The 20,674-nt window shown below is 64.8% G+C and carries 19 protein-coding genes; 16 read left to right on the forward strand and 3 right to left on the reverse strand.

Annotation, left to right across the window (positions count from 1 at the left end):
* Nucleotides 1-7 precede the first annotated feature (7 nt).
* On the reverse strand, nt 8-970 hold the full coding sequence (add, locus tag AC1DCF_RS07375) for an adenosine deaminase (RefSeq protein WP_477210444.1): 963 nt from the start codon (nt 968-970) through the stop codon (nt 8-10).
* Nucleotide 971: 1 nt separating this feature from the next.
* Nucleotides 972-1,745 carry a nucleoside phosphorylase gene (locus tag AC1DCF_RS07380; RefSeq protein ID WP_477210445.1) on the reverse strand — a complete coding sequence of 258 codons (774 nt, stop codon included), beginning with the start codon at nt 1,743-1,745 and terminating at the stop codon, nt 972-974.
* A 530-nt stretch (nt 1,746-2,275) separates the two neighbouring features.
* Here AC1DCF_RS07380 and rplJ point away from each other — a divergent pair.
* From rplJ to AC1DCF_RS07420, 8 genes are all read left to right on the forward strand, one after another.
* The gene (gene rplJ / locus AC1DCF_RS07385; protein ID WP_345067047.1) at nt 2,276-2,791 is read left to right on the forward strand and encodes a 50S ribosomal protein L10; all 516 of its coding nucleotides are present in this window, start codon (nt 2,276-2,278) and stop codon (nt 2,789-2,791) included.
* A 51-nt stretch (nt 2,792-2,842) separates the two neighbouring features.
* Entirely contained in the window at nt 2,843-3,226 is a 384-nt protein-coding gene (gene rplL / locus AC1DCF_RS07390; protein WP_345067050.1) for a 50S ribosomal protein L7/L12, read from the forward strand.
* A 132-nt stretch (nt 3,227-3,358) separates the two neighbouring features.
* On the forward strand, nt 3,359-4,489 hold the full coding sequence (locus AC1DCF_RS07395) for a hypothetical protein (RefSeq protein WP_477210446.1): 1,131 nt from the start codon (nt 3,359-3,361) through the stop codon (nt 4,487-4,489).
* 125 nt (nt 4,490-4,614) lie between these two features.
* Nucleotides 4,615-6,144, forward strand: a complete 1,530-nt coding sequence (locus AC1DCF_RS07400; protein ID WP_477210447.1) for an ABC transporter substrate-binding protein — start codon at nt 4,615-4,617, stop codon at nt 6,142-6,144.
* A gap of 78 nt (nt 6,145-6,222) precedes the next feature.
* The gene (locus AC1DCF_RS07405; RefSeq protein WP_477210448.1) at nt 6,223-7,143 is read left to right on the forward strand and encodes an ABC transporter permease; all 921 of its coding nucleotides are present in this window, start codon (nt 6,223-6,225) and stop codon (nt 7,141-7,143) included.
* On the forward strand, nt 7,140-8,042 hold the full coding sequence (locus AC1DCF_RS07410; RefSeq protein ID WP_477210449.1) for an ABC transporter permease: 903 nt from the start codon (nt 7,140-7,142) through the stop codon (nt 8,040-8,042). The genes AC1DCF_RS07405 and AC1DCF_RS07410 overlap by 4 nt, the downstream gene beginning before the upstream one ends.
* A gap of 1 nt (nt 8,043) precedes the next feature.
* On the forward strand, nt 8,044-9,102 hold the full coding sequence (locus AC1DCF_RS07415) for an ABC transporter ATP-binding protein (RefSeq protein WP_477210450.1): 1,059 nt from the start codon (nt 8,044-8,046) through the stop codon (nt 9,100-9,102).
* Entirely contained in the window at nt 9,099-10,073 is a 975-nt protein-coding gene (locus AC1DCF_RS07420; RefSeq protein ID WP_477210451.1) for an ABC transporter ATP-binding protein, read from the forward strand. The genes AC1DCF_RS07415 and AC1DCF_RS07420 overlap by 4 nt, the downstream gene beginning before the upstream one ends.
* 42 nt (nt 10,074-10,115) lie before the next feature.
* Here the strand turns inward: AC1DCF_RS07420 and AC1DCF_RS07425 are convergent, their stop codons facing one another.
* Entirely contained in the window at nt 10,116-10,781 is a 666-nt protein-coding gene (locus AC1DCF_RS07425; protein ID WP_477210452.1) for a GntR family transcriptional regulator, read from the reverse strand.
* A gap of 129 nt (nt 10,782-10,910) precedes the next feature.
* Between AC1DCF_RS07425 and AC1DCF_RS07430 the strand changes: the two genes are divergently transcribed.
* The 8 genes from AC1DCF_RS07430 to AC1DCF_RS07465 all read left to right on the forward strand — a co-directional run bounded on the left by AC1DCF_RS07430 (nt 10,911) and on the right by AC1DCF_RS07465 (nt 20,547).
* The gene (locus AC1DCF_RS07430; RefSeq protein WP_477210453.1) at nt 10,911-12,158 is read left to right on the forward strand and encodes an amidohydrolase family protein; all 1,248 of its coding nucleotides are present in this window, start codon (nt 10,911-10,913) and stop codon (nt 12,156-12,158) included.
* Entirely contained in the window at nt 12,142-13,371 is a 1,230-nt protein-coding gene (locus tag AC1DCF_RS07435) for an MFS transporter (protein WP_477210454.1), read from the forward strand. The genes AC1DCF_RS07430 and AC1DCF_RS07435 overlap by 17 nt, the downstream gene beginning before the upstream one ends.
* A 68-nt stretch (nt 13,372-13,439) precedes the next feature.
* Complete coding sequence (locus tag AC1DCF_RS07440) at nt 13,440-13,931, forward strand: MarR family winged helix-turn-helix transcriptional regulator (RefSeq protein WP_477210455.1); 492 nt, start codon at nt 13,440-13,442, stop codon at nt 13,929-13,931.
* Nucleotides 13,928-15,181, forward strand: coding sequence for an MFS transporter (locus AC1DCF_RS07445; protein ID WP_477210456.1), 1,254 nt, complete (start codon nt 13,928-13,930; stop codon nt 15,179-15,181). The genes AC1DCF_RS07440 and AC1DCF_RS07445 overlap by 4 nt, the downstream gene beginning before the upstream one ends.
* A gap of 204 nt (nt 15,182-15,385) precedes the next feature.
* Entirely contained in the window at nt 15,386-16,705 is a 1,320-nt protein-coding gene (locus tag AC1DCF_RS07450) for an ABC transporter substrate-binding protein (protein WP_477210457.1), read from the forward strand.
* A gap of 24 nt (nt 16,706-16,729) precedes the next feature.
* On the forward strand, nt 16,730-18,094 hold the full coding sequence (locus tag AC1DCF_RS07455; RefSeq protein ID WP_477210458.1) for an ABC transporter permease: 1,365 nt from the start codon (nt 16,730-16,732) through the stop codon (nt 18,092-18,094).
* A complete protein-coding gene (locus AC1DCF_RS07460; RefSeq protein ID WP_477210459.1) occupies nt 18,091-19,011 on the forward strand; it encodes a carbohydrate ABC transporter permease in 921 nt (306 codons plus the stop codon). The genes AC1DCF_RS07455 and AC1DCF_RS07460 overlap by 4 nt, the downstream gene beginning before the upstream one ends.
* A 216-nt stretch (nt 19,012-19,227) precedes the next feature.
* A complete protein-coding gene (locus AC1DCF_RS07465) occupies nt 19,228-20,547 on the forward strand; it encodes an ABC transporter substrate-binding protein (RefSeq protein ID WP_477210460.1) in 1,320 nt (439 codons plus the stop codon).
* Nucleotides 20,548-20,674 lie beyond the last annotated feature (127 nt).

Below are 20,674 nucleotides of genomic sequence, written 5' to 3' on the forward strand. Positions count from 1 at the left end.
CTCCGTTTCAGGTGGCGCTGCGAGGGTGGTGCGTGGAAAAGTCGGTGAATGCGGCGTCGACGCTGTTCTCGTCGATCGCCGCAAGATCGTCGGCGGTGAAGCTGAGGGCCGTGACGAGGATGTCCCGCTCGTCGCGCAGGTCAGTCCCGGTTTGCATCGGGTTGTCGTCGCCCAGCACCAGGCGCACTCCTGCATCCCGAAAGCGGGCAGCAGGGTGATCGGCAACTGAGGCTATCGCCCCGGTGAACCAATTGGAGGTCGGGCAGATCTCGACGACCACACCCGTCTCGGCGCACCAGCGCAGAACATCCGGGTCATCGACGATGTGCGCCCCATGCCCGATCCGGGTGGCGCCGAGCAGTTCGACGGCGTCGCGCGCCGCGCGGGCGGGCCCCGCCTCGGCCGCATGGCAGGTCAGGCCGAGCCCGGCGGCCCGGGCGATGTCGAAGGCCGGCCGGTGGGGCTCGAGCGATGGGAAGAGCAACTCGTCACCGGCCAGATCGAAACCGACCACGCCGGTGCCCGCGAATCGAGCTGCCGCCCGCGCTACCGCCTCGTTGGTCTCGGGGGAGTGGTGGCGCAGGGCGGCGACGACTGCGCCGCTCGGCATGCCGGTTGCGAGGCTTCCCTCCCGCATCCCCTCGGTCACCGCGGCGATGACGTCGGTGAGGCCCCGCTCGTCGTCGGCATGGGTGGCCGGGCCGAATCTCAGCTCGAGATAGTCGAGACCGGATGCCGCGCCATCCTCGACGGCCTCCCGCGCAATGCGGCGGGCGGCGTCCAGTGAGCGAAAGAAGGGGTAGGTGGAGGCCACCTTGGCGAGGTAGACGGTCAGGTCCGCCGGACCGTCGAGGCGGATGGCGTTTACCCAGCCGCCGGCCGGGGTCGGCAGCCCGGCGGACGCCGCCAACTCTGCGGCGGTCGCCGGCCGCACCCGCCCCTCGAGGTGGCTGTGCAGGTTGACGAGCATGTTAGAGCTCCAGACGAACAGCAACCTCGAGCGCCGCTTCGATGCTGAGCATCCAGCCGTCTTTGAGTGCGGTGTCGACTCCGGAGTAGAGGCTGGTTCCGTCGTAGAGGTTGCTTGAGGTCGAGCAAATCATGCCGGCACGCACGCCGCGCAACCGGGAGACGACGTAGAGGGCCGCGCTCTCCATCTCGACGTTGAGCACGCCGAGCCGGTTCAGTTCGGCGATCCACTCGGGGGTTTCGGCGTAGAACGCGTCGTCGCTGGCGTTGATGCCGGTGTGCACCGTGGAGTCGCGGCCGGCGACCAGTTCGCGGGCGACGGAGGCGAGTTCGAGCGTGATCGCGAGGTCGGGCACCGCGGGGAATCCGTGGTGGGCGTAGGCCGCCGTGGTTCCGTCGTTGCGTAGGGCGCCCTCGCTGATCAGGAGGTCGCCCGGCTTGACCCCGGGCTGCAGGCCGGCGGAGGAGCCGACCCGGATGAAGGAGGTGACCCCGACGCGGATGAGCTCCTCGACGGCGATCGCGGTCGACGGGCATCCCATGCCGGTCGACGTCGCCGTGATCTTCCGGCCCTTGTACATGCCGGTCATGGTCAGGTGCTCGCGATTGTGGGCGATGGTCTGCACGTCGGTGAGGAACTCCGCGATGAGCGGCACCCGGAACGGGTCGCCGGGCAGAAGAGCAACGGTGGACACCTCCCCGGGAGCAATTCCGATGTGGAACTGGCGTTCGCCGATGCCTGACGCACTCTTGTCGACCGGTGAGGGGTTGTTCATTGTCTGCTCCGCAACTCTGGGGATGTGATCGGTACGATGTTATACCTCTCGGGTCGAATGCCGCCAGGCCGTGCGCAAATCGTGATCTTTGTGCGGCTATCGCTGCCGTGTGGCCGGGACAAAATCAGGAGCGGAGTGCGTGTCGCGGTGCGGGTGTCCCGCAATTCCGCGGGCTCACCTCGGCCGACACGCCTCCACTCCTGAATTCGGTACCGGGTAGGGTCACCACGCTCCGGATGTCGAGGTGCCGAACGTCGAGGTTGAGCTGGTGTGAGCGGGGGCATCCGTCTCGATTTGCGACGGCGAGGCGCATCACGTAGTGTGGGGCAAAGCCAAAGACCGCCGGTTATTGCTGTGCACATGTAAGTGTGTTTCGCAATCGAAGGTTCATTCACATGAACAGCCCGCGCAGGATTCGAAGTTTAGATTCGGTTTCGTGAGAAACTGCCTCCCAGCTCCGGCCCTTGCGCCGGAGCTTTTTTCATGTCTGCACCAGGGGCTACCGGCACATGAATATTAAGAGGAGCACCATGGCGAACAAGGAAGCATCGGTCGCCGAGCTTACGGAGAAATTCCAGAGCTCGACCGCCGTTCTGCTCACCGAGTACCGCGGTCTCACTGTTGCGAAGCTCAAGGAGCTGCGCACGTCCATCAGTGAGGACGCCACGTACGCCGTGGTAAAGAACACGCTGACCAAGATTGCGGCGAACAACGCCGGCATCACGTCGTTTGACGACGAGCTTGTCGGTCCGTCGGCAATCGCATTCGTGCACGGTGACCCTGTCGCCGTTGCGAAGGCCATGCGTGCCTTTGCCAAGGCAAACCCTCTCCTGGTGGTTAAGGGCGGTTACTTCGACGGTAACCCGCTCACCGCAGCAGAGGTAGGCAAGCTCGCCGACCTCGAGTCCCGCGAAGTTCTGCTCGGCAAGCTTGCCGGCGTCTTCAAGGCCTCGCTGTTCGGAGCCGCATATCTCTTCAACGCACCGCTGTCGAAGGCCGTTCGCACGGTCGACGCGCTGCGTGAGAAGCAGGAGTCCGCGAACTAGGCATCAGCCTGGTATCGCGGTGAGTAATTTAAGAAAACTAAGGAGAAAATCATGGCAAAGCTTTCAACTGAAGAGCTGCTCGAGCAGTTCAAGGGCCTGACCCTCATCGAGCTCAGCGAGTTCGTCAAGGCATTCGAGGAGACCTTCGAGGTCACCGCCGCTGCTCCGGTTGCTGTTGCAGCCGCTGGTGGCCCCGCCGCCGCCGCAGAAGAGGTTGAAGAGAAGTCTGACTTCGACGTCATCCTCGAGTCGGTTGGCGACAAGAAGATCCAGGTCATCAAGGTTGTGCGCGAGCTCACCAGCCTGGGCCTCGGCGAAGCCAAGGCAGTCGTCGACGGTGCACCCAAGGCCGTTCTCGAAGGCGCAAGCAAGGAAGCTGCCGAGAAGGCAAAGGCTGCTCTCGAAGAAGCGGGCGCAACCGTTACCCTCAAGTAACTTCGCGTTTCCTTTTCAAGGCGCCACTCCCTCGGGGGTGGCGCCTTGTTTTTGTTTAAGGGCTGTTTTCTGATCGGCTGAACCCCGAGGCCAGCTGCTGTTGAGGGGTCGTCGCGACTCTCGCTTTCATTTTTGTATACCAAATCTGCTACCGTCGCCGTTGAGGATGCGCGGCATCCGACGACAGTCGATGAGGAAGTGGAGAGCACCGTGGCTCAGAACGCGACGAGTACCGTGGGGCGCGAAGGCGCGCTGCTGGCTGTGACGGAGGGCTGGTCAGACGGACTGGCTTTCGTCGATCCGACCGAAGGCGGCGCCGGAGTCGTCGCCCGGGTCGAAGTGGGAATTGCCCCCTGGGCGGTCGCGGTTCACGAGCCGAGTTCGCGCGCGTATGTGTCAACAGCGGAGGGCCTCGCCGTTGTCGATCTCACGTCACGCCGGCGACTCGCTCTCGTCCCGTATCTTGACCAGGCGGAACGATTCGAATACGGCGAGGAGCGCCCGGGCGGCACCGGCGTCGTCGTGACCCCCGACGGGTCGGCCGTCTACGTGGCGGTGAGTCGTGACGGGGAAACGTCGACGGTCGAGCAGTTCGACGTCGCAAGCGGAACATTCATGCGTTCTCTCGAAGTCGGCCTGCGTCCGTTCGATGTGCAGATCTCGCCGAGTGGTCATGAGGTCTACACGATCGACCACGACTCCTTCACTGTGCACACGATTCGCCTGGCCGACCACGTCGTCGTGCGGGCGGAGGTCGCTCCGTTCGGCACCGACGGCGGCCTGATGTCGCACCAGAAGCCGCACTATGCGGCCGTTTCCGGCGATGGCCTGCTCTACATGCCCTATCAGGGCAAGGGGCTGGTGATCTTCGATCCGGCCGCCCAGACGTTCGAGACGCGGGCGATGACGGGGGACACCCATCAGCACGGCGTGGGGCTGACTCAGGACGGTCAGCTTCTCGTCGTCGGTGTCGGCGCGGTCGGCGGCGCGAGCAAGGGGCCGAGCCTGACGATCCGGCGTCTGGCGAGCGGCGACGAGACGGTTTTGCCACTGGAAAAGGGCCACGAAAACGTCATCGAGTGGCGCAATCCTCTCGACGGGCGCAGTAAGGCAATCATGATGGGCGGCTCGACGAGTCGGGGGCCATGGGACGGCTTGACGATCATCGACATTGAGTCGATGGAGGGCTACGAAGTCGTCGTTCCGGGCCGCCCGCAGATGGGGGTCCTGCTCGCGGAACCGGCACACGCGACTTTCGCTTGACAGACGGCAGGCGATCCTTCAAACTGGCCAGCAGGCACTTTTGGTATACCAAATGAAAGCCGCGATCTCGGAATAGCTCCGAGCGGATTCGGCATCCCAACCACATATTTCCAATGGAGGAAACAATGAAGCTCAAGACCGTGGGCGCTTGCGTAGCTCTGCTGCTCAGCGCCGGCCTGCTGACGGGCTGTATGCCCACCGTCGCTGATGCCGGAGGAAGCGGCACCGAGGCCGTCAGCGGTGGGGACGTCACGCTCGCGATGGCCGCTGAGCCGAGCAACACCGATCCGATCATGACCCGCTCGATCGCGGCCTGGAACATGTACTACGCCATCTACGACGGCCTGACCCGGATCACCGCGACAGGCGAGATCGAGCCCGGCCTGGCCGAGTCATGGACGCACAACGACGACCTCAGCGAGTGGGACTTCACGATCCGCCCGGGGGTGAAGTTCCACAACGGTGCCGAAATGACTCCCGCGGACGTCGTCTACACGTACACGACGATCCTGGCCTCTGACACCTCGACCAACCGCCCGGCGGTATCGATGGTCAAGAGCGTCGAGGAAGTCGAACCGGGGGTGGTCCGGTTCACCCTGAACAACCCGTTCAGCGCGTGGTTGAACCAGGTGGCCACCATCGGCATCGTGCCCGAAGCGGTCTACTCGACCGAGCTCGAAGGGTTTGTCGACAACCCGGTCGGAACCGGTCCGTTCCAATTCGTTTCGTGGAACCACGGAGTCGACTACGTCGTCAAGCGGTTCGACGGCTACTGGGGCGAGCCGGCCTCGGTCGACAAGGTCACCTTCGCCTTCGTCGGCGCAGAGGATGCCCGCGTCACGGGTGTCGAGTCCGGCACCCTGGATGCGGCGATCATCCCGCCCAACCAGGTTCCGGTCCTGGACGGATCGACTCAGGCCTCGGTCATCTCGAACCCGTCGAACCAGGTCATCTTCCTCGGTGTCAACACCACGGCCGGAGCGCTCAGTGATGAGCGTGTCCGTCAGGCGATCACGGTCGCGATCGATCGGGAAGCGCTCATCAAGCAGCTCCTGGGCGGACTCGGCGAGCCGACCGGCCAGCTGGTTGCCGAAGGCGTTGCCGGGCACATCGCCGACTTCCCCGTGCCGAAGTACGACGTGAAGAAAGCGAAGTCATTGCTCACAGAAGCCGGCTACAACGGCGAGGAAATCACGCTCAACTACACGACCGTCGGTGGGCTGTCGATGAGTGTGGAGATCGCCCAGGCCATTGAGGGTTATCTCAAGGCTGCCGGCTTGACGATCAAACTGGTCGGCGCGGAGCAGGCGAGCCAAAGCCTGTCAATCGCCAACCACCAGATGACCGGGCTCTACCTGAGCTTCTGGTCGCCGTCGAGCATGGACGGCGACGTTGTCGTCAACCAGCTGCTGGCCGGTGGGCCGGAGGACTACGCCAAGGACCCCGAGTTCGCGAAGCTCTACCTCGAGCAGCAGGCTGCGCCTGAGGCCGACCGCGACGCTGTCTTCGAGAAGATCTGGCAGGCAAATGCGGAACAGGTTCACCATGTGCCGCTGTTCAGCCCGTCGAACAGCTTCGCGGTCAACCCAGCGCTCGCCTGGAAGCCGGCCGTCGACGGCATCTTCCGGGCAAACGACGTCGCACTCACGAAGTAGGCCGTAGCGGCTCTCCGGCAATCGCCCGGGGAGCCGCCGGCCCCTCGCCACAGTCACTTCAACGAACTGGGAAATCCCATGACCACATTTCTGGTGCGGCGTCTGATCCAGGCGGCCTTGACCGTGTTTTGTGTGCTCACCATCGCCTTCGTGCTCGGACGAGCGAGCGGGAAACCCGCCGCGCTCCTCCTCACCGACGGCGCAACCGAGCAGCAGATCCACGACCTCAACGGAAAGCTCGGCTTCAACCGCCCCGTCTTCGAGCAGTACATCGACTTCGTTTCCGGAGTGATGCGTGGCGACTTCGGGGTCTCCTATCGCAATCCCGGGATGCCGGCGATCACGATGATCGCCGAACGGCTGCCGGCCACGATGACCCTCGCGTTGACCGCCTTTGTCGCCGGCCTTGTTCTCGCCGTGGGGGCGGCACTGGTGATCCACATTCGCGGAAGCAAGCTCCTCCGGTCGATCTTCATCTGGGGCGGCTCCATGCGCCAGTCGATTCCTGACTTCTTCTTCGGCGTGCTGCTCGTGCTCGTTTTCTCGGTCACGCTCGGAGCGTTGCCGAGCCTCGGGTACACCGGCCCCGCATCCTTTGTGCTGCCGGTCGCCACGATCGCCACCGCTCAATTCGTGCTCTACGTGCGGCTGCTCGATTCCTCGCTCAGCGAGCAGGCGGGCCAGGAATACGTGCGCACCGCGTACGCGCGGGGCAAGAGTCACCCCGCCGTCGTGGTGACCGAGATGCTGCCGAACGCCTTTCTGCCCGTGCTCACCGTTGCCGGTCTCAACTTGGCCGGACTGTTGGGTGGCGCCGTCATCGTCGAGCAGGTGTTCGCCTGGCCAGGGTTGGGCGAGGTGCTCATCACGGCGGTGAGCCAGCGTGATTTCGCCGTCGTTCAGGCGGGTCTGCTCGTCGTCGCCATCATTTTCGTCGTCGTCAACATCGCCGTTGACGTGCTCTATTCGGTGATCGATCCCCGAGTGAGGTTGTCATGACCCTGACTGATTCCGTCTCCGACACTGTGTCGATCGCGCTGAAGGCGCCACCCCGCAGGCTGAAGCAGCGGATGCGCCGGCCCACGTCGGTCCTGCCTCTGGTCGGTGCTGTTCTGCTGGCCGGCATGCTGCTCTTTGTCATCGTGGTCCCGCTGCTACCGGGATTCGACCCGTTGGCCCAAGACCTGTCCCGGGCGCGGCTGCTTCCCTTTGCCGACCCGGCACACCCGCTCGGAACGGATGCGATCGGTCGCGACTCCCTGAGCCGTCTGGCCCAGGGCGGACGAACGACCCTGCTCATCGCGTTGGCGGTCGTGTCGATCAACCTCGTCATCGGGGTGACGATGGGCCTCTGTGCCGGCTTTTTCGGCGGTTGGATCGACAACTTCATCACGCTCGTGAGCGAGGTGAACCTGGCGATGCCCGTCGTGCTGCTGCTCATCGCCATCGCTTCGATCGTGGGGCCGAGCGCGCTGCTGATGGTCGTGGTCTTGGGGTTCACGTTTTGGATGGGGTACGCGCGAGTGGCCAGGGCCACCGCGCTCTCGCTGCGTGATCGCGACTTCGTGCTCGCCCCACAGATGCTCGGCGCCGGTCCCGGCTGGACGATTCGCAAACATATCCTTCCTCACGTCGTTCCGCAGATGCTCATCATCGCGGTGACCGACGTTGGCATTGTGATGCTGATCCAGGCGGGCCTCGACTACCTGGGCCTAGGGGTGCAGCCTCCTTCTCCCACCTGGGGCGGTCTCATTCTGGAAGGCCAGAAGACCCTGCGTCTCGACCCCTGGCCGGCCGTGCTTCCCGGCTTGGCGATCTTCCTGGTCGTCGTCGGAATCCAGTTCCTCAGCCAGAAATTCACCGCAGAGGGAACTCTGCCCCTCCGAAAGGTGCGCTGAGATGACGCTCCCTGTGCAACAGACCACCGATGCCGGGTCGACAGTGCTCCTGCGCGTCACGGATCTCGTCATCGTCACCGATACCCCGGGGGGCGAGGTCGTTCTTGTCGACTCGGTGTCCTTCGAGGTTCGCGCCGGGGAGGTGCTCTGCATCGTCGGCGAGTCCGGTTCGGGAAAGAGCCTCACGATGCTGGCCGTGATGGGCCTGCTTCCGCTCGGGCTGCGAATCTCCCGCGGCTCGATCGAATGGCGAGGCCGGGAGATCATCGGGCTCCGGGATCGCGCCATGCGACGCATCAGGGGAAATGAGATCGGAATGATCTTTCAGGACCCGATGACCTCGCTCAACCCGCTTCGCCGGGTCGGCGCCCAGCTCGCCGAGGCGGTGCGCCTGCACGGCTCGCTGAGCAAGCGTCAAGCCGCCGACCGGGTGCACATACTTCTACGCAAGGTCGGGGTTCCGCAACCTGAAACCCGGGCACGCGCCTACCCCCATCAGTGGTCGGGAGGGATGCGGCAGCGCGCGATCATCGCCATGGCGATGGCCAACGACCCGGAACTGCTGATCGCGGACGAGCCGACGACAGCACTCGACGTGACCATCCAGGCGCAGGTGATGCACACCCTCGCCGCGGCGCGTGAAGAACTCGGTTCCGCACTTGTGTTGATCACCCACGACTTGGGCCTGGCCGCCGAAAACGCGTCACGCATGCTCATTATGTACAGCGGCCGGATCGTCGAGTCCGGTCTGGTCACCGAGGTCTTCGAACGGCCCACCCATCCCTATACGCAAGGCCTCCTCGCGAGCTTGCTGCGCGAAGACAGCGAACGGGCGTACGCCATTCCCGGCAACCCGCCCTCTCCGCGCGATCGGCCGAGCGGATGCGCTTTCGCGCCGCGCTGCGCCCTCGCCGCGGGGCGCAACGCCTGCATGGAGGTGCGTCCTGAACTGACCGAGCGGGGAAACGGCGTGCTGTCGGCCTGTCACTTTGCCGGCGAACGGATGCCGATCGAACTCGGCAGACGGCCGGTTCTCGAATCGATTGGGGAGCAGCAGTGAGCGAATCCGTTGTTGAGATCACAGACCTTGCCGTGCATTTCGGACGGGCCAGCCGTTTCCGATCGGGCAAGGTCGTGAAGGCCGTCGACGGGGTCAGCCTGGAGCTGAAGCGCGGTCAGACTCTGGGGCTGGTCGGCGAGTCAGGCTGCGGAAAGTCGACGCTCATCCGTTCGCTCTTCGGCCTGACCCCGATCAATCGTGGGTCAATCAGGGTCTTCGGAACCGAGGTGACCGATCTGGGCCGGGCCGAGCGCAAGAAGCTCGGCACTCAGATGCAGATGGTCTTTCAAGACCCTTACTCGGCACTTGACCCGCGCATGACGGTTCATGAGATTGTCGCGGAGCCGCTGCGCATCGCGGGCCGCTACGACGCCAAAGCCGTCGCCGAGCTTCTCGACCGCGTCGGCGTCAGTGCCGAAATGGCCGAGCGCAAACCGTCGGAGTTCTCGGGGGGTCAGCGGCAGCGCGTCGGCATCGCACGCGCCTTGGCACTCAGACCGGAGGTGCTGGTGCTCGACGAACCGGTGTCCGCGCTCGACGTCTCGATTCAGGCGCAGATCTTAAATCTGCTCGCCGAGCTGCAGGAGGAGCTCCAACTCGCCTACCTCTTCGTTTCCCATGATCTCTCGGTGGTTCGACACATCGCAGACGAGGTTGCGGTGATGTATCTCGGTCGAATCGTCGAACGCGGCTCCAAGCAGGAGATTTTCACGGCTCCGCAGCATCCATACACCCGCTCGCTGCTCGCGTCCGCTCCGGTCGCGCGCCCTGGGGTCGCGCGCACTACCCACGCCCTGGCCGGCGAGCCGCCGGACGCCGCGAACCCGCCGAGCGGGTGTGCGTTTCGAACGCGCTGCCCGATTCCGCAGGAGTTGTGCGCGGCCGAGCGTCCCGCTCTGGAGGTCGGAGCAGCGCACTCTGCGGCCTGCTTCTTCACCGAGATCGCCGTGCGCGACGTCGCCATGGCGTAGGTGGCGGGCTCGGGCGGTACGTGCTCGGGCACTGCCAACGACTCAGTCGACGCGCGTTGCTTCGTCTGCCTGGAGGCGGTGGCTCTCGAATGCGCGACGGCTGGTTTCGAGGTGGGTGATCGCGAGCGCCGCGGCCGCGACCTCGTCGTGAGTCGCGATCGCGGCATACAGGCGGGCGTGCTCCTCATGCATCTCGATCGGGTGATCGTGCTGGCCGAGCAGCCAGCGCATCCGTCCGCTCAGGGTTCGCCAGAGCTCGGCGAGAAGCGAGTTTCCCGAAATCTCGATCACCAGTTCGTGGAACGACGCTGACGCAGCGCGCGAGGCACCGGTCTCGCTGGCGGCTGCCGATTCAGACTCGGCGGAGAGCACAAGCGCGAGGCGGGCGAGTTCAGTCGGGCCGGCCTGGCGGGCGGCCAGGGTGAACGCAAGCGAGTCGAACGCGGCGCGCACCTGAAAGAGCTCTTCGATGTCGTGGTCGGTGAACTGTCGCACTGTCATCCAGCTATGCGGTCGTGGCAGAACGAGGCCCTCCGCCACCAAGACGCGGAGCGCCTCGCGCACGGGAACCCGGCTGACCCCGAGCGAAGTGGCGATCTCTCGTTCGACAAGGCGCGATCCTGGCGCCCGCTCGCCGCCGATGATCTGTTCACGCAGCACCCGGGTGACGCGAGCTGTTTCCCCTTCGTTGTGCAGCGCGATTGTCATCCCGTCATCATACTGAGAGCGTTCACGGGTGCTTTGGTATACCATTTAGTGATCCTATCCGCGGATGCTGCGCGTGCGCGAGTGGGTGAGAGAGTGAGGCGCCCATTGCCTCGCCCGAAAGGACACCACATGCTCGTCACCAACGTTCGCCCCTGGGGCACCGCCGCCGTCGATCTGCTCATCGAGGGCGGACGCATCGCCGCCATCACGCCGCATCTCGTCGACTCCACTGCGCCGGTTCTGCAGGGCATGCCTGGTATTCCGGACGCCGGTCGCGAGGTGGTCGACGGACGGGGGCGTCTCGTCGTGCCCGCGTTCAGCGACGTACACGTGCACCTCGACTCCAGCCGCATCGGCCTGCCGTTTCGGGAGCACACGGGCGCGCCGGGTGTCTGGGGGATGATGCTCAACGATCGCAACAACTGGCGCACGGCCGAGATCGGACTGCCGGAGCGCACCGCCGGAACCCTCGAGCAGATGATTGCGCGGGGCACCACCCGGGTGCGCTCGTACGCCCAGGTCGACGTCGACTGCAAGCTCGAGAAGTTCGATGCGGTGATGGCAGCGAAGCAGAAGTTCTCCGCGCACGCCGACGTGCAGATCATGACGTTTCCGCAGGCCGGCATCCTGCGCGAAGAAGGAACAATCGAGTTGCTCGAAGAGTCACTCAAGCAGGGTGCCGATGTGATGGGCGGCATCGACCCGAGCCAGCTCGACCGCGACCCGGCCAAACACCTCGACATCGTCTTCGGTCTCGCCGAGAAGTACCAGGTTGAGATCGACATACACCTGCACGAACCCGGCGAGCTGGGCGTGTTCAGCACCGAACTCGTGCTCGAACGCACGCGCGCACTCGGGATGCAGGGCAAGGTCACGATGTCGCATGCCTATGAACTCGGGTCGGTCTCCGAGGTCGTGAGCCGCCGTTTGATTGAGCAGTTCGCCGAACTCGACGTGTCGATGGCGACGGTCGCCCCGTCGGCGAGCAACCAACTCTCGTTGGTTGAGCTGACCGAGGCCGGAGTGCGCGTCGGACTCGGCGAAGACGGCCAACGCGACTATTGGAGCCCCTACGGCAACTGCGACATGCTCGACCGCACCTGGCAGCTGGCGTTCACGAACAATTTTCGGCGCGACGAACTCATCGAGCACGCGCTGGCGGTGGCGACGATGGGCGGTGCGAGCATCATGAGTCACGAGGTACCCCGGTTGCGCGGCGTTCTCGACCGGCCGGGTGTGGCCGTCGGAGACCGTGCCGATCTGCTCATCGTCGACGGAGAAACCGTCGCCAGCACGGTCATGGATCGCGGAAGCGACCGCACGGTTCTGCACGACGGCCGGGTCGTCGCCGAGGGGCTCAGTGTTCTCGACTCCTGAGCGGCACGCTGTTCGGCAGCGCTCCGCCCGAGCTCTCGGTCTCACGGCAGCACTTCTCGTCGGCCTCAACCTGCGACCCGCCGTCACGACAGTCGCCGCGACCCTCGAGGGGGCGCGGCTCGCGCTTGAGCTGAGCGCCGTTGAGACGACGGTGCTGGCCACTTTGCCGGTCATCGCCTTCGGCCTCAGCGCTCCGCTCGGGCCCTGGCTGGCCCGTCGGCACGGCGTCGGGGCCGTGCTGCTGTGGTCGATGTGGGCACTCGCCGCCGGCTTGCTGATCAGGGTTCTCTGGCCAGCGCTTCTGCTGCCGGGAACCTTCCTGGTGGGGGCCGCGATCATGGCGGCGGGAACTCTGCTGCCGCAGTTCTTGAAGTCGCTTGACGCGTCGGGGCTGTGGGTGGGGCTCAGCAGCATGAGCTTCGGCGTCGGAGCGGCACTCGGGGCATCCCTCGTCTCTCCGATCTATACGGCATCCGGCCAGCGCATCGATGTCGCCTGGGGGGTGTGGGCGTTGCCCGCCCTCGTCGCCGGCATCCCGCTGCTCGTCGGGGTGCTACGGATGCGCAGCGACGGCGGCGCCCCGCCGCAGCAGCGCCCAGCGCTCGACTTCGCTCCGCGCGCAACGCGCACCATGGCGCTGCTGACGCTCGTGTTCGGGGTGCAGGCGCTGCTCTACTTCGCGATGACCGCCTGGATGCCATTGCTGCTGCTCGAACGCGGGCACGACTCGGCCCAGACCGGCTGGTTGCTCGCCTGGTTCAGCATCGCCGGCTTCGTGCCGACCCTGATCACTCCGATTCTGGCCCGGCGCCGTGCGGTGCTGGTCTGGGTCGGGCCGGGTCTCGGGATCGCCATCGCAATAGGGATGTTGGCGCTGTACTTCTCGTCGAACGAGCAGGTCTTCTGGGTGGTCGGCGGCCTCGGCGCCGTGCAAAGCGCCGCCTTCGGGCTGTCGATCAGTCTGATCGTCACGATGTCGGCGAATCCGAGCACAGCCGGAGTCGTCTCCGCGGTCGGGCAGGGTGTCGGCTACGCCTTCGCGGGCGCCGGCTCGCTGGTGATCGGACTGTTGCATACCGCGACGGGCGGCTGGATGGCGAGCTTCGTGGTGATGGCCATCCTGGGGCTCGTGCTGAGCGTGGTCGTGGCGGTGGCGATCCGTCGGGAGTCGGTCGACCTGGTGGCGGAGCGGGTCACGGTGTTGGCGCCCTGACGATGCTCTGACAACATCCGCCTGGGTTGATGTCGCTTTTAGATAGGTTCCCTATATATAATTGGGGTATGGAATCCGATCTGCATCAGGTACTCGGCGATCTCGTCGTGGTCAACCACCGTCTCACCCGCGTGGCGGCGCGCGCGGCGGGCGGCACGGAATCACCGGCGCTGTGGCGAACGCTCAGTGTGTTGCGTAGCAGCGGGCCGATGCGGCTCGGTGCGCTAGCCGAGAACAGCCGGGTCTCGCAGCCGACGGCCACGAACCTGGTCACCACTCTCGACGAGCGCGGCTGGGTGAGCCGTCGGCCCGATCCGACGGATGCCCGCGCGAGCCTGATCGAGGTCAGTGACGCGGGCTTCGCGGCGCTGATGGCCTGGCGGGACGAACTCACCACCGCACTGATGCCACTCTTCGGCGACCTGGATGCAGACGAAGTCGCGACACTTCGGCGTGCGGTCGAGATCGTGGCGGCTCGTGTTGACGCCGTCGACAAGGCAGGAAACATCGACAAAGCAGCATCCGCAGGAATCTCAGACGACGCGGACGCGCGGTCATGACCGCCGTGTCGACGACGGTCCCGGCGAAGGCGCCCAGCATCCTCCACCAACCGCGGGCGGTCTGGGCGGTCGCCTTCGCCTGCGTGATCGCGTTCATGGGAATCGGCCTCGTCGACCCGATTCTGCCGGCCATCGCCCACGATCTGCAGGCCACCCCCACCGAAACCGAGATGCTCTTCACGAGCTATCTCGTCATCACCGGCATCGCGATGTTCTTCACCAGCTGGCTCTCGACCCGGATCGGCGCCAAGCGCACGCTACTGATCGGCTTGGCGCTCATCGTGGTGTTCGCGCTCGCCGCCGGTTTCTCGCAGGATGTCGAGTCGATCATCGGCTTCCGCGCCGGCTGGGGGCTCGGCAACGCACTGTTCATCTCGACGGCGCTGGCGACCATCGTCGGGGCGGCGTCTGGCGGCACGTCGTCGGCCATCATTCTCTATGAGGCGGCGCTCGGCCTCGGAATCGCGATCGGTCCACTTGTCGGCGGGCTGCTCGGCAGCATCAGCTGGCGTGGCCCGTTCTTCGGCACCGCCACCCTGATGGCAATCGGTTTCATCGCCATCGTCGTTCTCCTGAAGAAAGAAACGGTCGCGCCCACCCCGACTCGGCTGTCGGCGCCGTTCCGCGCGCTCGCCAATCCGGCACTCGGCGTGCTGGCCTCCGCCGCACTCTTCTACAACATCGGCTTCTTCGTGCTGCTCGCCTACACGCCGTTCGCGCTCATCCCGTTGGGCCTGTCGAGCGCCATCACCCTCGGATTCATCTTCTTCGGCTGGGGTCTCTCGCTGGCGATCACCTCGGTCTGGGTGGCGCCGCTGCTCACCAAGCGGATGCCGCGCACCCGGGTGCTCGCCACCGTGCTGCCCCTCCTCGTGCTCGACCTCGTGGCCGCCGCCCTGCTGATCGACTCAGAGGTCGGTCTGATCGGGTGCGTCATCGTCGGCGGCATGCTGCTCGGAATTCTGAACACCGTGCTCACCGAGTGCGTGATGGAGGCGACGGATCTGCCGCGCACTGTGGCGTCGTCGGCCTACTCGGGGGTGCGCTTCCTCGGTGGGGCCATCGCGCCGCCGGCGGCGACGTTGTTGGCCGTCGCGCTCACTCCGGCCGCTCCGTTCTACGCGGCAGCGGCATCCGTGCTCATCGCCGCCCTGATCGTGGTGATCGGGCGGGGCCGGCTCCGTCGCGCCGACGGTTTCGAGGTCGACGCACTCGCCGAAGCCGAAGCGATCGGGGCGGGCGACAGCTAACCGCTCGGCCCGATAACGATTCGGGCGCCAGATCGGTCCAACACCCTTGCCGGGGGCGGCTGGCGCGCCTACATTGGCCGACGAAACGCCTGCCCTCAGGCATCCGATCTTTCTCTGACCCTCTGGGCTGCGCTTTGATCTGCAGCCAGCAGATGGTTGCATGTCGGCCCGAACGGTCGACTCGCTCAGGTTGAGGAGAAGGCAATGAGCTTCATGCGCCAACACCGATTCATCGCTCCGACCGCGATCCTCGCAGTCGCGGCATTCGCGCTCGTCGGCTGCACGTCGGGCGGCACCACGTCGTCGACGACAGAGGGCGCGACGGCCGATCTGTCGGGGGTGACCTTGAATGTGGCTGCCGACTGGTCGGGGTCTGAACAGACCAACTTCGAGAAGGTTCTCGCGCAGTTCGAAAGCGAAACCGGCGCCAAGGTCAACTACACGAGCTACGGCTCCGATGTGGCCACCACGCTGAACACCAAGGTCGAGGGCGGTGACCCGCCAGACGTTGCGGTGATTCCGCAGCCCGGTCTCTTGGACTCCCTCGCCAAGGCGGGAAGCCTCATCCCACTCGATTCGGCGACGCAGTCGATCGTCAAGGCCAACTACTCGCCCGATTGGATCACCCTGGCAACCTCAGGCGGCAAGGACTACGGAGTCTGGTTCAAGGGCGCCAACAAGTCGACCGTCTGGTACAACACCGACGTCTATGACGCCGCAGGAGCGCAAGTGCCCAAGACCTGGGACGACTTCCTCACCCAGTTGGGTCTGGTCTCCACCTCCGGTGTCTACGGGCTCTCCATCGGCGCGGATGCCGGCTGGCCGTTGACCGACTGGTTTGAGAATGTGTACCTGCGCACTGCTGGCGGCGAGATGTACGACAAGCTGGCCGCGCATGAAATTCCGTGGACCGATCCTTCGGTGACCAAGGCACTGACGGTGCTTGCCAACCTCTGGTCGAGCACGGTTCTGGTGCAACCCGGCACTGCACAGCGCACCTTCGGTGATTCGGTCATCGCGGTGTTCGGAACGCCGCCGGCGGCCGGCACCGTCTACGAAGGAGACTTCGTCGCCGGGAACATCACGAGCGACACCAAGTCGGTGGTGGGGGAGACCGCAAAGTTCTACGACTTCCCCTCGATCGACAACTCGCCGTCGTCAGTCGTCGGCGGTGGAAACGTCGCGGTGCAGCTGAAAGACAATAAGGGAGCTGCGGCGTTGATGCAGTACCTGGCCACACCCGAAGCCGCGACGATCTGGGTGAAGGCGGGCGGATTCACCTCGCCGAACAAGAAGGTCGACTTGTCGGCCTACCCCGACGCGACAAGCAAGCAGATCGCCGAAGCATTGGTGAACGCGGATGTCTTCCGCTTCGATATGTCTGACCTGTCACCAAGCGCGTTCGGCGGAACAAAGGGCGCCGGTGAGTGGCAGATCCTGATCGACTTCTTCAACAACCCGTCAGATATTGCCGGCACGCAGCAGAAGCTTGAAGACGCTGCCGCCGCTGCGTATGCACAGTAATCGACCAGCGGGCTAGGAGCGGTCATGACGACCTCGGCCGGTGTGGGAACGGTTGCGGGTGGGGCAGGAGACCACCCGCAACGAAACCACAGTGCCGCCGCAAAGCGGCGACGGATGTGGGCGGCCGGCTTGTTTCTCGCGCCGGCGCTCGTGCTACTCGGGGCGTTGGTGGCCTATCCGGTGATCTACTCGCTCTGGCGGTCGCTCTACGACGCGGCGGGCACCAACTTTCTCGGCCTGGGCAACTATGTCGAAATGTTCACCGATCCGGCGACCTTCACCGCGATTCGGAACAACGTCATCTGGGTCGCGGTGGTTCCCGTCACCGTGACGATCCTCGGCCTGATCTTCGCGGTGCTGATGGAACGCATCAAATGGTCGATCGCATTCAAGCTGATCGTGTTCATGCCGATGGCCATCTCGATGGTCGCCGCCGGGGTCATCTTTCGAACCACATTTCAGGAGAACCCGCAGCTGGGCTCCGTGAACGCCGCGCTCGTCGGCGTGCAGCAGGCTTTCGGCGGTGGGGCCGCCTACCCGAACGCTCGCCCTCGCGAGGACACCGGCACAACGGTCAGGGGCGGCGCCGTCTTCGCCAACGAGGCGGTCAGCGCCGGCTCGATGCAGGACTTCGCCCTGATCGGAGTCGCTCCCGACACCCTTCCGGATTCGGCGACGACCGCCGTCGCGGCACCGACACCCGCCGACGACGCCATCGGCGGAACGGTGTGGCTCGACTTCGTGAAGGGCGGGCTGGGCACCCCCGGTCAGCTCGGTGACGGCAAGAAGGGCATGCCAGGGATCGAGGTCGTCGCTCAAGACGTGTCGGGAAAGGTACTCGGCACCGCTCATACGGCCAATGACGGAACCTATCTGATCACCGGGCTGGCATCGGGTTCGTATTCGATGGTGCTCCCGGCCAGCAACTTCAGCGCTCCCTATCAAGGAGTGTCCTGGCTCGGCCCGACCCTGGTCACGGCGGTCGTGATTCTCAGCTACATCTGGATCTGGGCGGGCTTCGCCATGGTGATGATCGCATCCGGCTTGTCGACGATGGACCGTTCGCTGCAAGATGCGGCGCGCATTGATGGCGCCAATGAATGGCAGGTGTTCCGGCGAATCACTGCGCCGTTGCTCTCACCGGTGCTGGTCGTCGTGTTCATCACCCTGATCGTCAACGTGCTCAAGATCTTTGACTTGGTTTATGTCATCCCTCCGCCGTCATCGCTGCCGGCTGCCACGGTGATCGCAGTTCAAATGTGGACGGTGTCGTTCGGTGGCGGCAATAATCAAGGGCTTGGTAGCGCACTCTCGGTGCTGCTACTGATTCTGGTGCTGCCCTTCATGATCATCAATGTGCGGCGATTCAGGATGGAGCGGGAACGATGACCGTTCCACTCGAGTCAGTTCTCACCACGGATGCCTCCGCCGAAGTCGGGCGACCGGTCACGGGAAAACGCAGCGTCGGTGCCCGGATCGTCGCGTTCTTCGGTCATGCCGTCGTCAACCTGGTTCTCGCGATCATCGCGATCTTCTGGCTGGTGCCGACGGTCGGGCTGTTCATCTCGTCGCTCCGCAACAGCACCGACAACAGCCAGACCGGATGGTGGACAGTGCTCTCCGCGCCGGCTCAGCTCACCTTCAACAACTACTCAGATCTGCTCAGCAACTCTCAGTTCGTCGGTTCGTTCGTCAACACCATCGCCATCACGCTGCCGGCGACGCTGCTGGTGATCACCATCGGGTCGTTGGCCGGCTACGCGTTCGCCTGGATCGACTTTCCGGGCCGTGACTGGCTGCTGATCGCCGTGATCGTGATGCTGGCGGTGCCCGTGCAGATCGCTCTGATTCCGATCGCCAGACTCTATGGGTCCGTCGGATTGTTCGGCTCCATTGCCGGTGTGGTGATCTTTCACGTGGCGTTCGGGTTGCCGTTTGCGATCTTCTTGCTGCGCAACTTCTTCACGCAGGTGCCGGGGGAGTTGATGGAGGCCGCGCGCCTCGACGGCGCGAGCGAGTGGCGCATCTTCACCCGCATCATCCTGCCGCTCGGGATGCCCGCGATCGCGTCGCTCGGCATCTTCCAGTTTCTCTGGGTCTGGAACGACCTACTCGTGGCCCTGATCTTCACCAATGCGTCGTCGCAACCGGTGACCGTGGCGATTCAAGGCCAGCTGCGTCAGTTCGGGGCGAACGTGGATGTGCTGTCGGCTGGCGCGTTTCTCTCGATGATCATTCCGCTGATCGTGTTCTTCGCGTTCCAGCGCTATTTCGTGACGGCGTTGCTCGCTGGTTCCCAGCGCTGACGGGCGCGGGGAGTGCCATTCGAGCGAGGCTGCAGTGCCGGGTGGACTCATCGCCGAGTGCCCGTGACGATGTAACGATTCGGCATCAGAGCATTCAATCGCGGCCCATTGCTTGCCCGCGCTTCTCTTGCCCCCCTAAGTTGGGCCTTGCAAGCGCTTGCCATGGCTTCGGAGCCGTGTGAGAGCGCTTTCAGACACTCAATGAGGAGGAACCGAATGAGCGTGAAACAATTCCGCAGATTCACTATCCCCACCGCCGTCGCGGCCGTCATCGGGCTCGCGCTCACCGGCTGTGGAAACGGACCGGGAGCAGGGACCGACTCGTCGGGCGCAGCGGGTGACGGAGAAGTCACCGTCTATGGCACCATCGCCGACACTGAAGCTGAGCTGCTTGAAGAGTCGTGGGCGCAATGGGAAAAAGACAACAACATCAACATCAAGTACGAGTCGTCGAAAGAGTTCGAGGCTCAGATCGCAATCAGGGCTCAGGGCGGTAACGCTCCCGATCTCGCAATCTTCCCGCAGCCGGGTCTGATGGCCGACCTGGCAACGCGCGGATATCTGAAGCCGGCACCCGCCGAGGTCGAGGCGAACGTCGACTCGGGTTGGTCGCCGGACTGGAAGGCGTACGGCACCGTCGAGGACACCTTCTACGGCGCCCCGCTGATGGCCAGCGTCAAGGGCTTCGTCTGGTACTCACCGAAGAACTTCACCGACTGGGGCGTCGAAGTTCCGACGACCTGGGACGAGCTGCTCGCCGTCACCAAGACCATCCAAGAGAAGACCGGCAAGGCACCCTGGTGCGCCGGCTTCGGTTCGGGCGACGCCACCGGGTGGCCGGGCACCGACTGGGTCGAAGACCTCGTGCTGCGCCAGTCCGGCGCGGAGACCTATGACAAGTGGGTGAAGAACGAGATTCCGTTCACCGATCCGGCAATCGCCAGCGCTTTCGATTCCGTTGGTGAGCTGCTGCTCAACCCGAGCTACGTCAACGCCGGCTTTGGCGATGTCGCCTCGATCAACAGCACCGCGTTCGGCGATGTGGCCACTCCGATCTCAGACGGCACCTGCGCGATGACGCACCAGGCATCCTTCTTCGACGGCTTCATCACGGATGCCGGCGGCACCGTCGGCCCCGACGGCGACGTCTGGGCATTCATCACGCCGGGCCAGGAAGCCGGCGCCTCGGCCGTGACCGGTGGCGGCGAAATCGTCGGTGCATTCGCTGACGACGCCGACACGCAGAAGGTGCAGGCCTACCTCTCGAGTGCAGACTGGGCGAACAGCCGGGTTGCACTCGGCGGTGTGATCAGCGCCAACAAGGGTCTCGACCCGGCGAACGCAAAGAGCCCGATTCTGCAGCAGGCCATCACGATTCTGCAGGACCCGAAAACGACGTTCCGCTTCGACGCGTCAGACCTGATGCCGGGCGCGGTCGGGGCCGGCACGTTCTGGAAGGGAATGGTCAACTGGGTCAACGGCGCACCGACCGGTGAGGTGCTCACCAGCATCGAAGCCGGCTGGCCGTCGAGCTAGTAGTTTCACCGAATTTTCGGAACTCTCAGCCGTGGGCCGGTTTCACTTTGTGAAAACGGCCCACGGTTGTACCCGGTAGACGGAGTCGCTGCCGGCGTTTGACTGCTGATTCGCAGGCGTGAAGTCT

The organism is Leifsonia sp. 10L418 (assembly GCF_056395445.1).

Excerpts from the sequence above, each read along its gene's own strand:
- add (WP_477210444.1), bottom strand. The coding sequence starts at position 970 with ATGCTCGTCAACCTGCACAGCCACCTCGAGGGGCGGGTGCGGCCGGCG.
- AC1DCF_RS07380 (WP_477210445.1), bottom strand. The coding sequence starts at position 1,745 with ATGAACAACCCCTCACCGGTCGACAAGAGTGCGTCAGGCATCGGCGAA.
- rplJ (WP_345067047.1), top strand. The coding sequence starts at position 2,276 with ATGGCGAACAAGGAAGCATCGGTCGCCGAGCTTACGGAGAAATTCCAG.
- rplL (WP_345067050.1), top strand. The coding sequence starts at position 2,843 with ATGGCAAAGCTTTCAACTGAAGAGCTGCTCGAGCAGTTCAAGGGCCTG.
- AC1DCF_RS07400 (WP_477210447.1), top strand. The coding sequence starts at position 4,615 with ATGAAGCTCAAGACCGTGGGCGCTTGCGTAGCTCTGCTGCTCAGCGCC.
- AC1DCF_RS07405 (WP_477210448.1), top strand. The coding sequence starts at position 6,223 with ATGACCACATTTCTGGTGCGGCGTCTGATCCAGGCGGCCTTGACCGTG.
- AC1DCF_RS07410 (WP_477210449.1), top strand. The coding sequence starts at position 7,140 with ATGACCCTGACTGATTCCGTCTCCGACACTGTGTCGATCGCGCTGAAG.
- AC1DCF_RS07415 (WP_477210450.1), top strand. The coding sequence starts at position 8,044 with ATGACGCTCCCTGTGCAACAGACCACCGATGCCGGGTCGACAGTGCTC.
- AC1DCF_RS07425 (WP_477210452.1), bottom strand. The coding sequence starts at position 10,781 with ATGACAATCGCGCTGCACAACGAAGGGGAAACAGCTCGCGTCACCCGG.
- AC1DCF_RS07430 (WP_477210453.1), top strand. The coding sequence starts at position 10,911 with ATGCTCGTCACCAACGTTCGCCCCTGGGGCACCGCCGCCGTCGATCTG.
- AC1DCF_RS07440 (WP_477210455.1), top strand. The coding sequence starts at position 13,440 with ATGGAATCCGATCTGCATCAGGTACTCGGCGATCTCGTCGTGGTCAAC.
- AC1DCF_RS07445 (WP_477210456.1), top strand. The coding sequence starts at position 13,928 with ATGACCGCCGTGTCGACGACGGTCCCGGCGAAGGCGCCCAGCATCCTC.
- AC1DCF_RS07450 (WP_477210457.1), top strand. The coding sequence starts at position 15,386 with ATGAGCTTCATGCGCCAACACCGATTCATCGCTCCGACCGCGATCCTC.
- AC1DCF_RS07455 (WP_477210458.1), top strand. The coding sequence starts at position 16,730 with ATGACGACCTCGGCCGGTGTGGGAACGGTTGCGGGTGGGGCAGGAGAC.
- AC1DCF_RS07460 (WP_477210459.1), top strand. The coding sequence starts at position 18,091 with ATGACCGTTCCACTCGAGTCAGTTCTCACCACGGATGCCTCCGCCGAA.
- AC1DCF_RS07465 (WP_477210460.1), top strand. The coding sequence starts at position 19,228 with ATGAGCGTGAAACAATTCCGCAGATTCACTATCCCCACCGCCGTCGCG.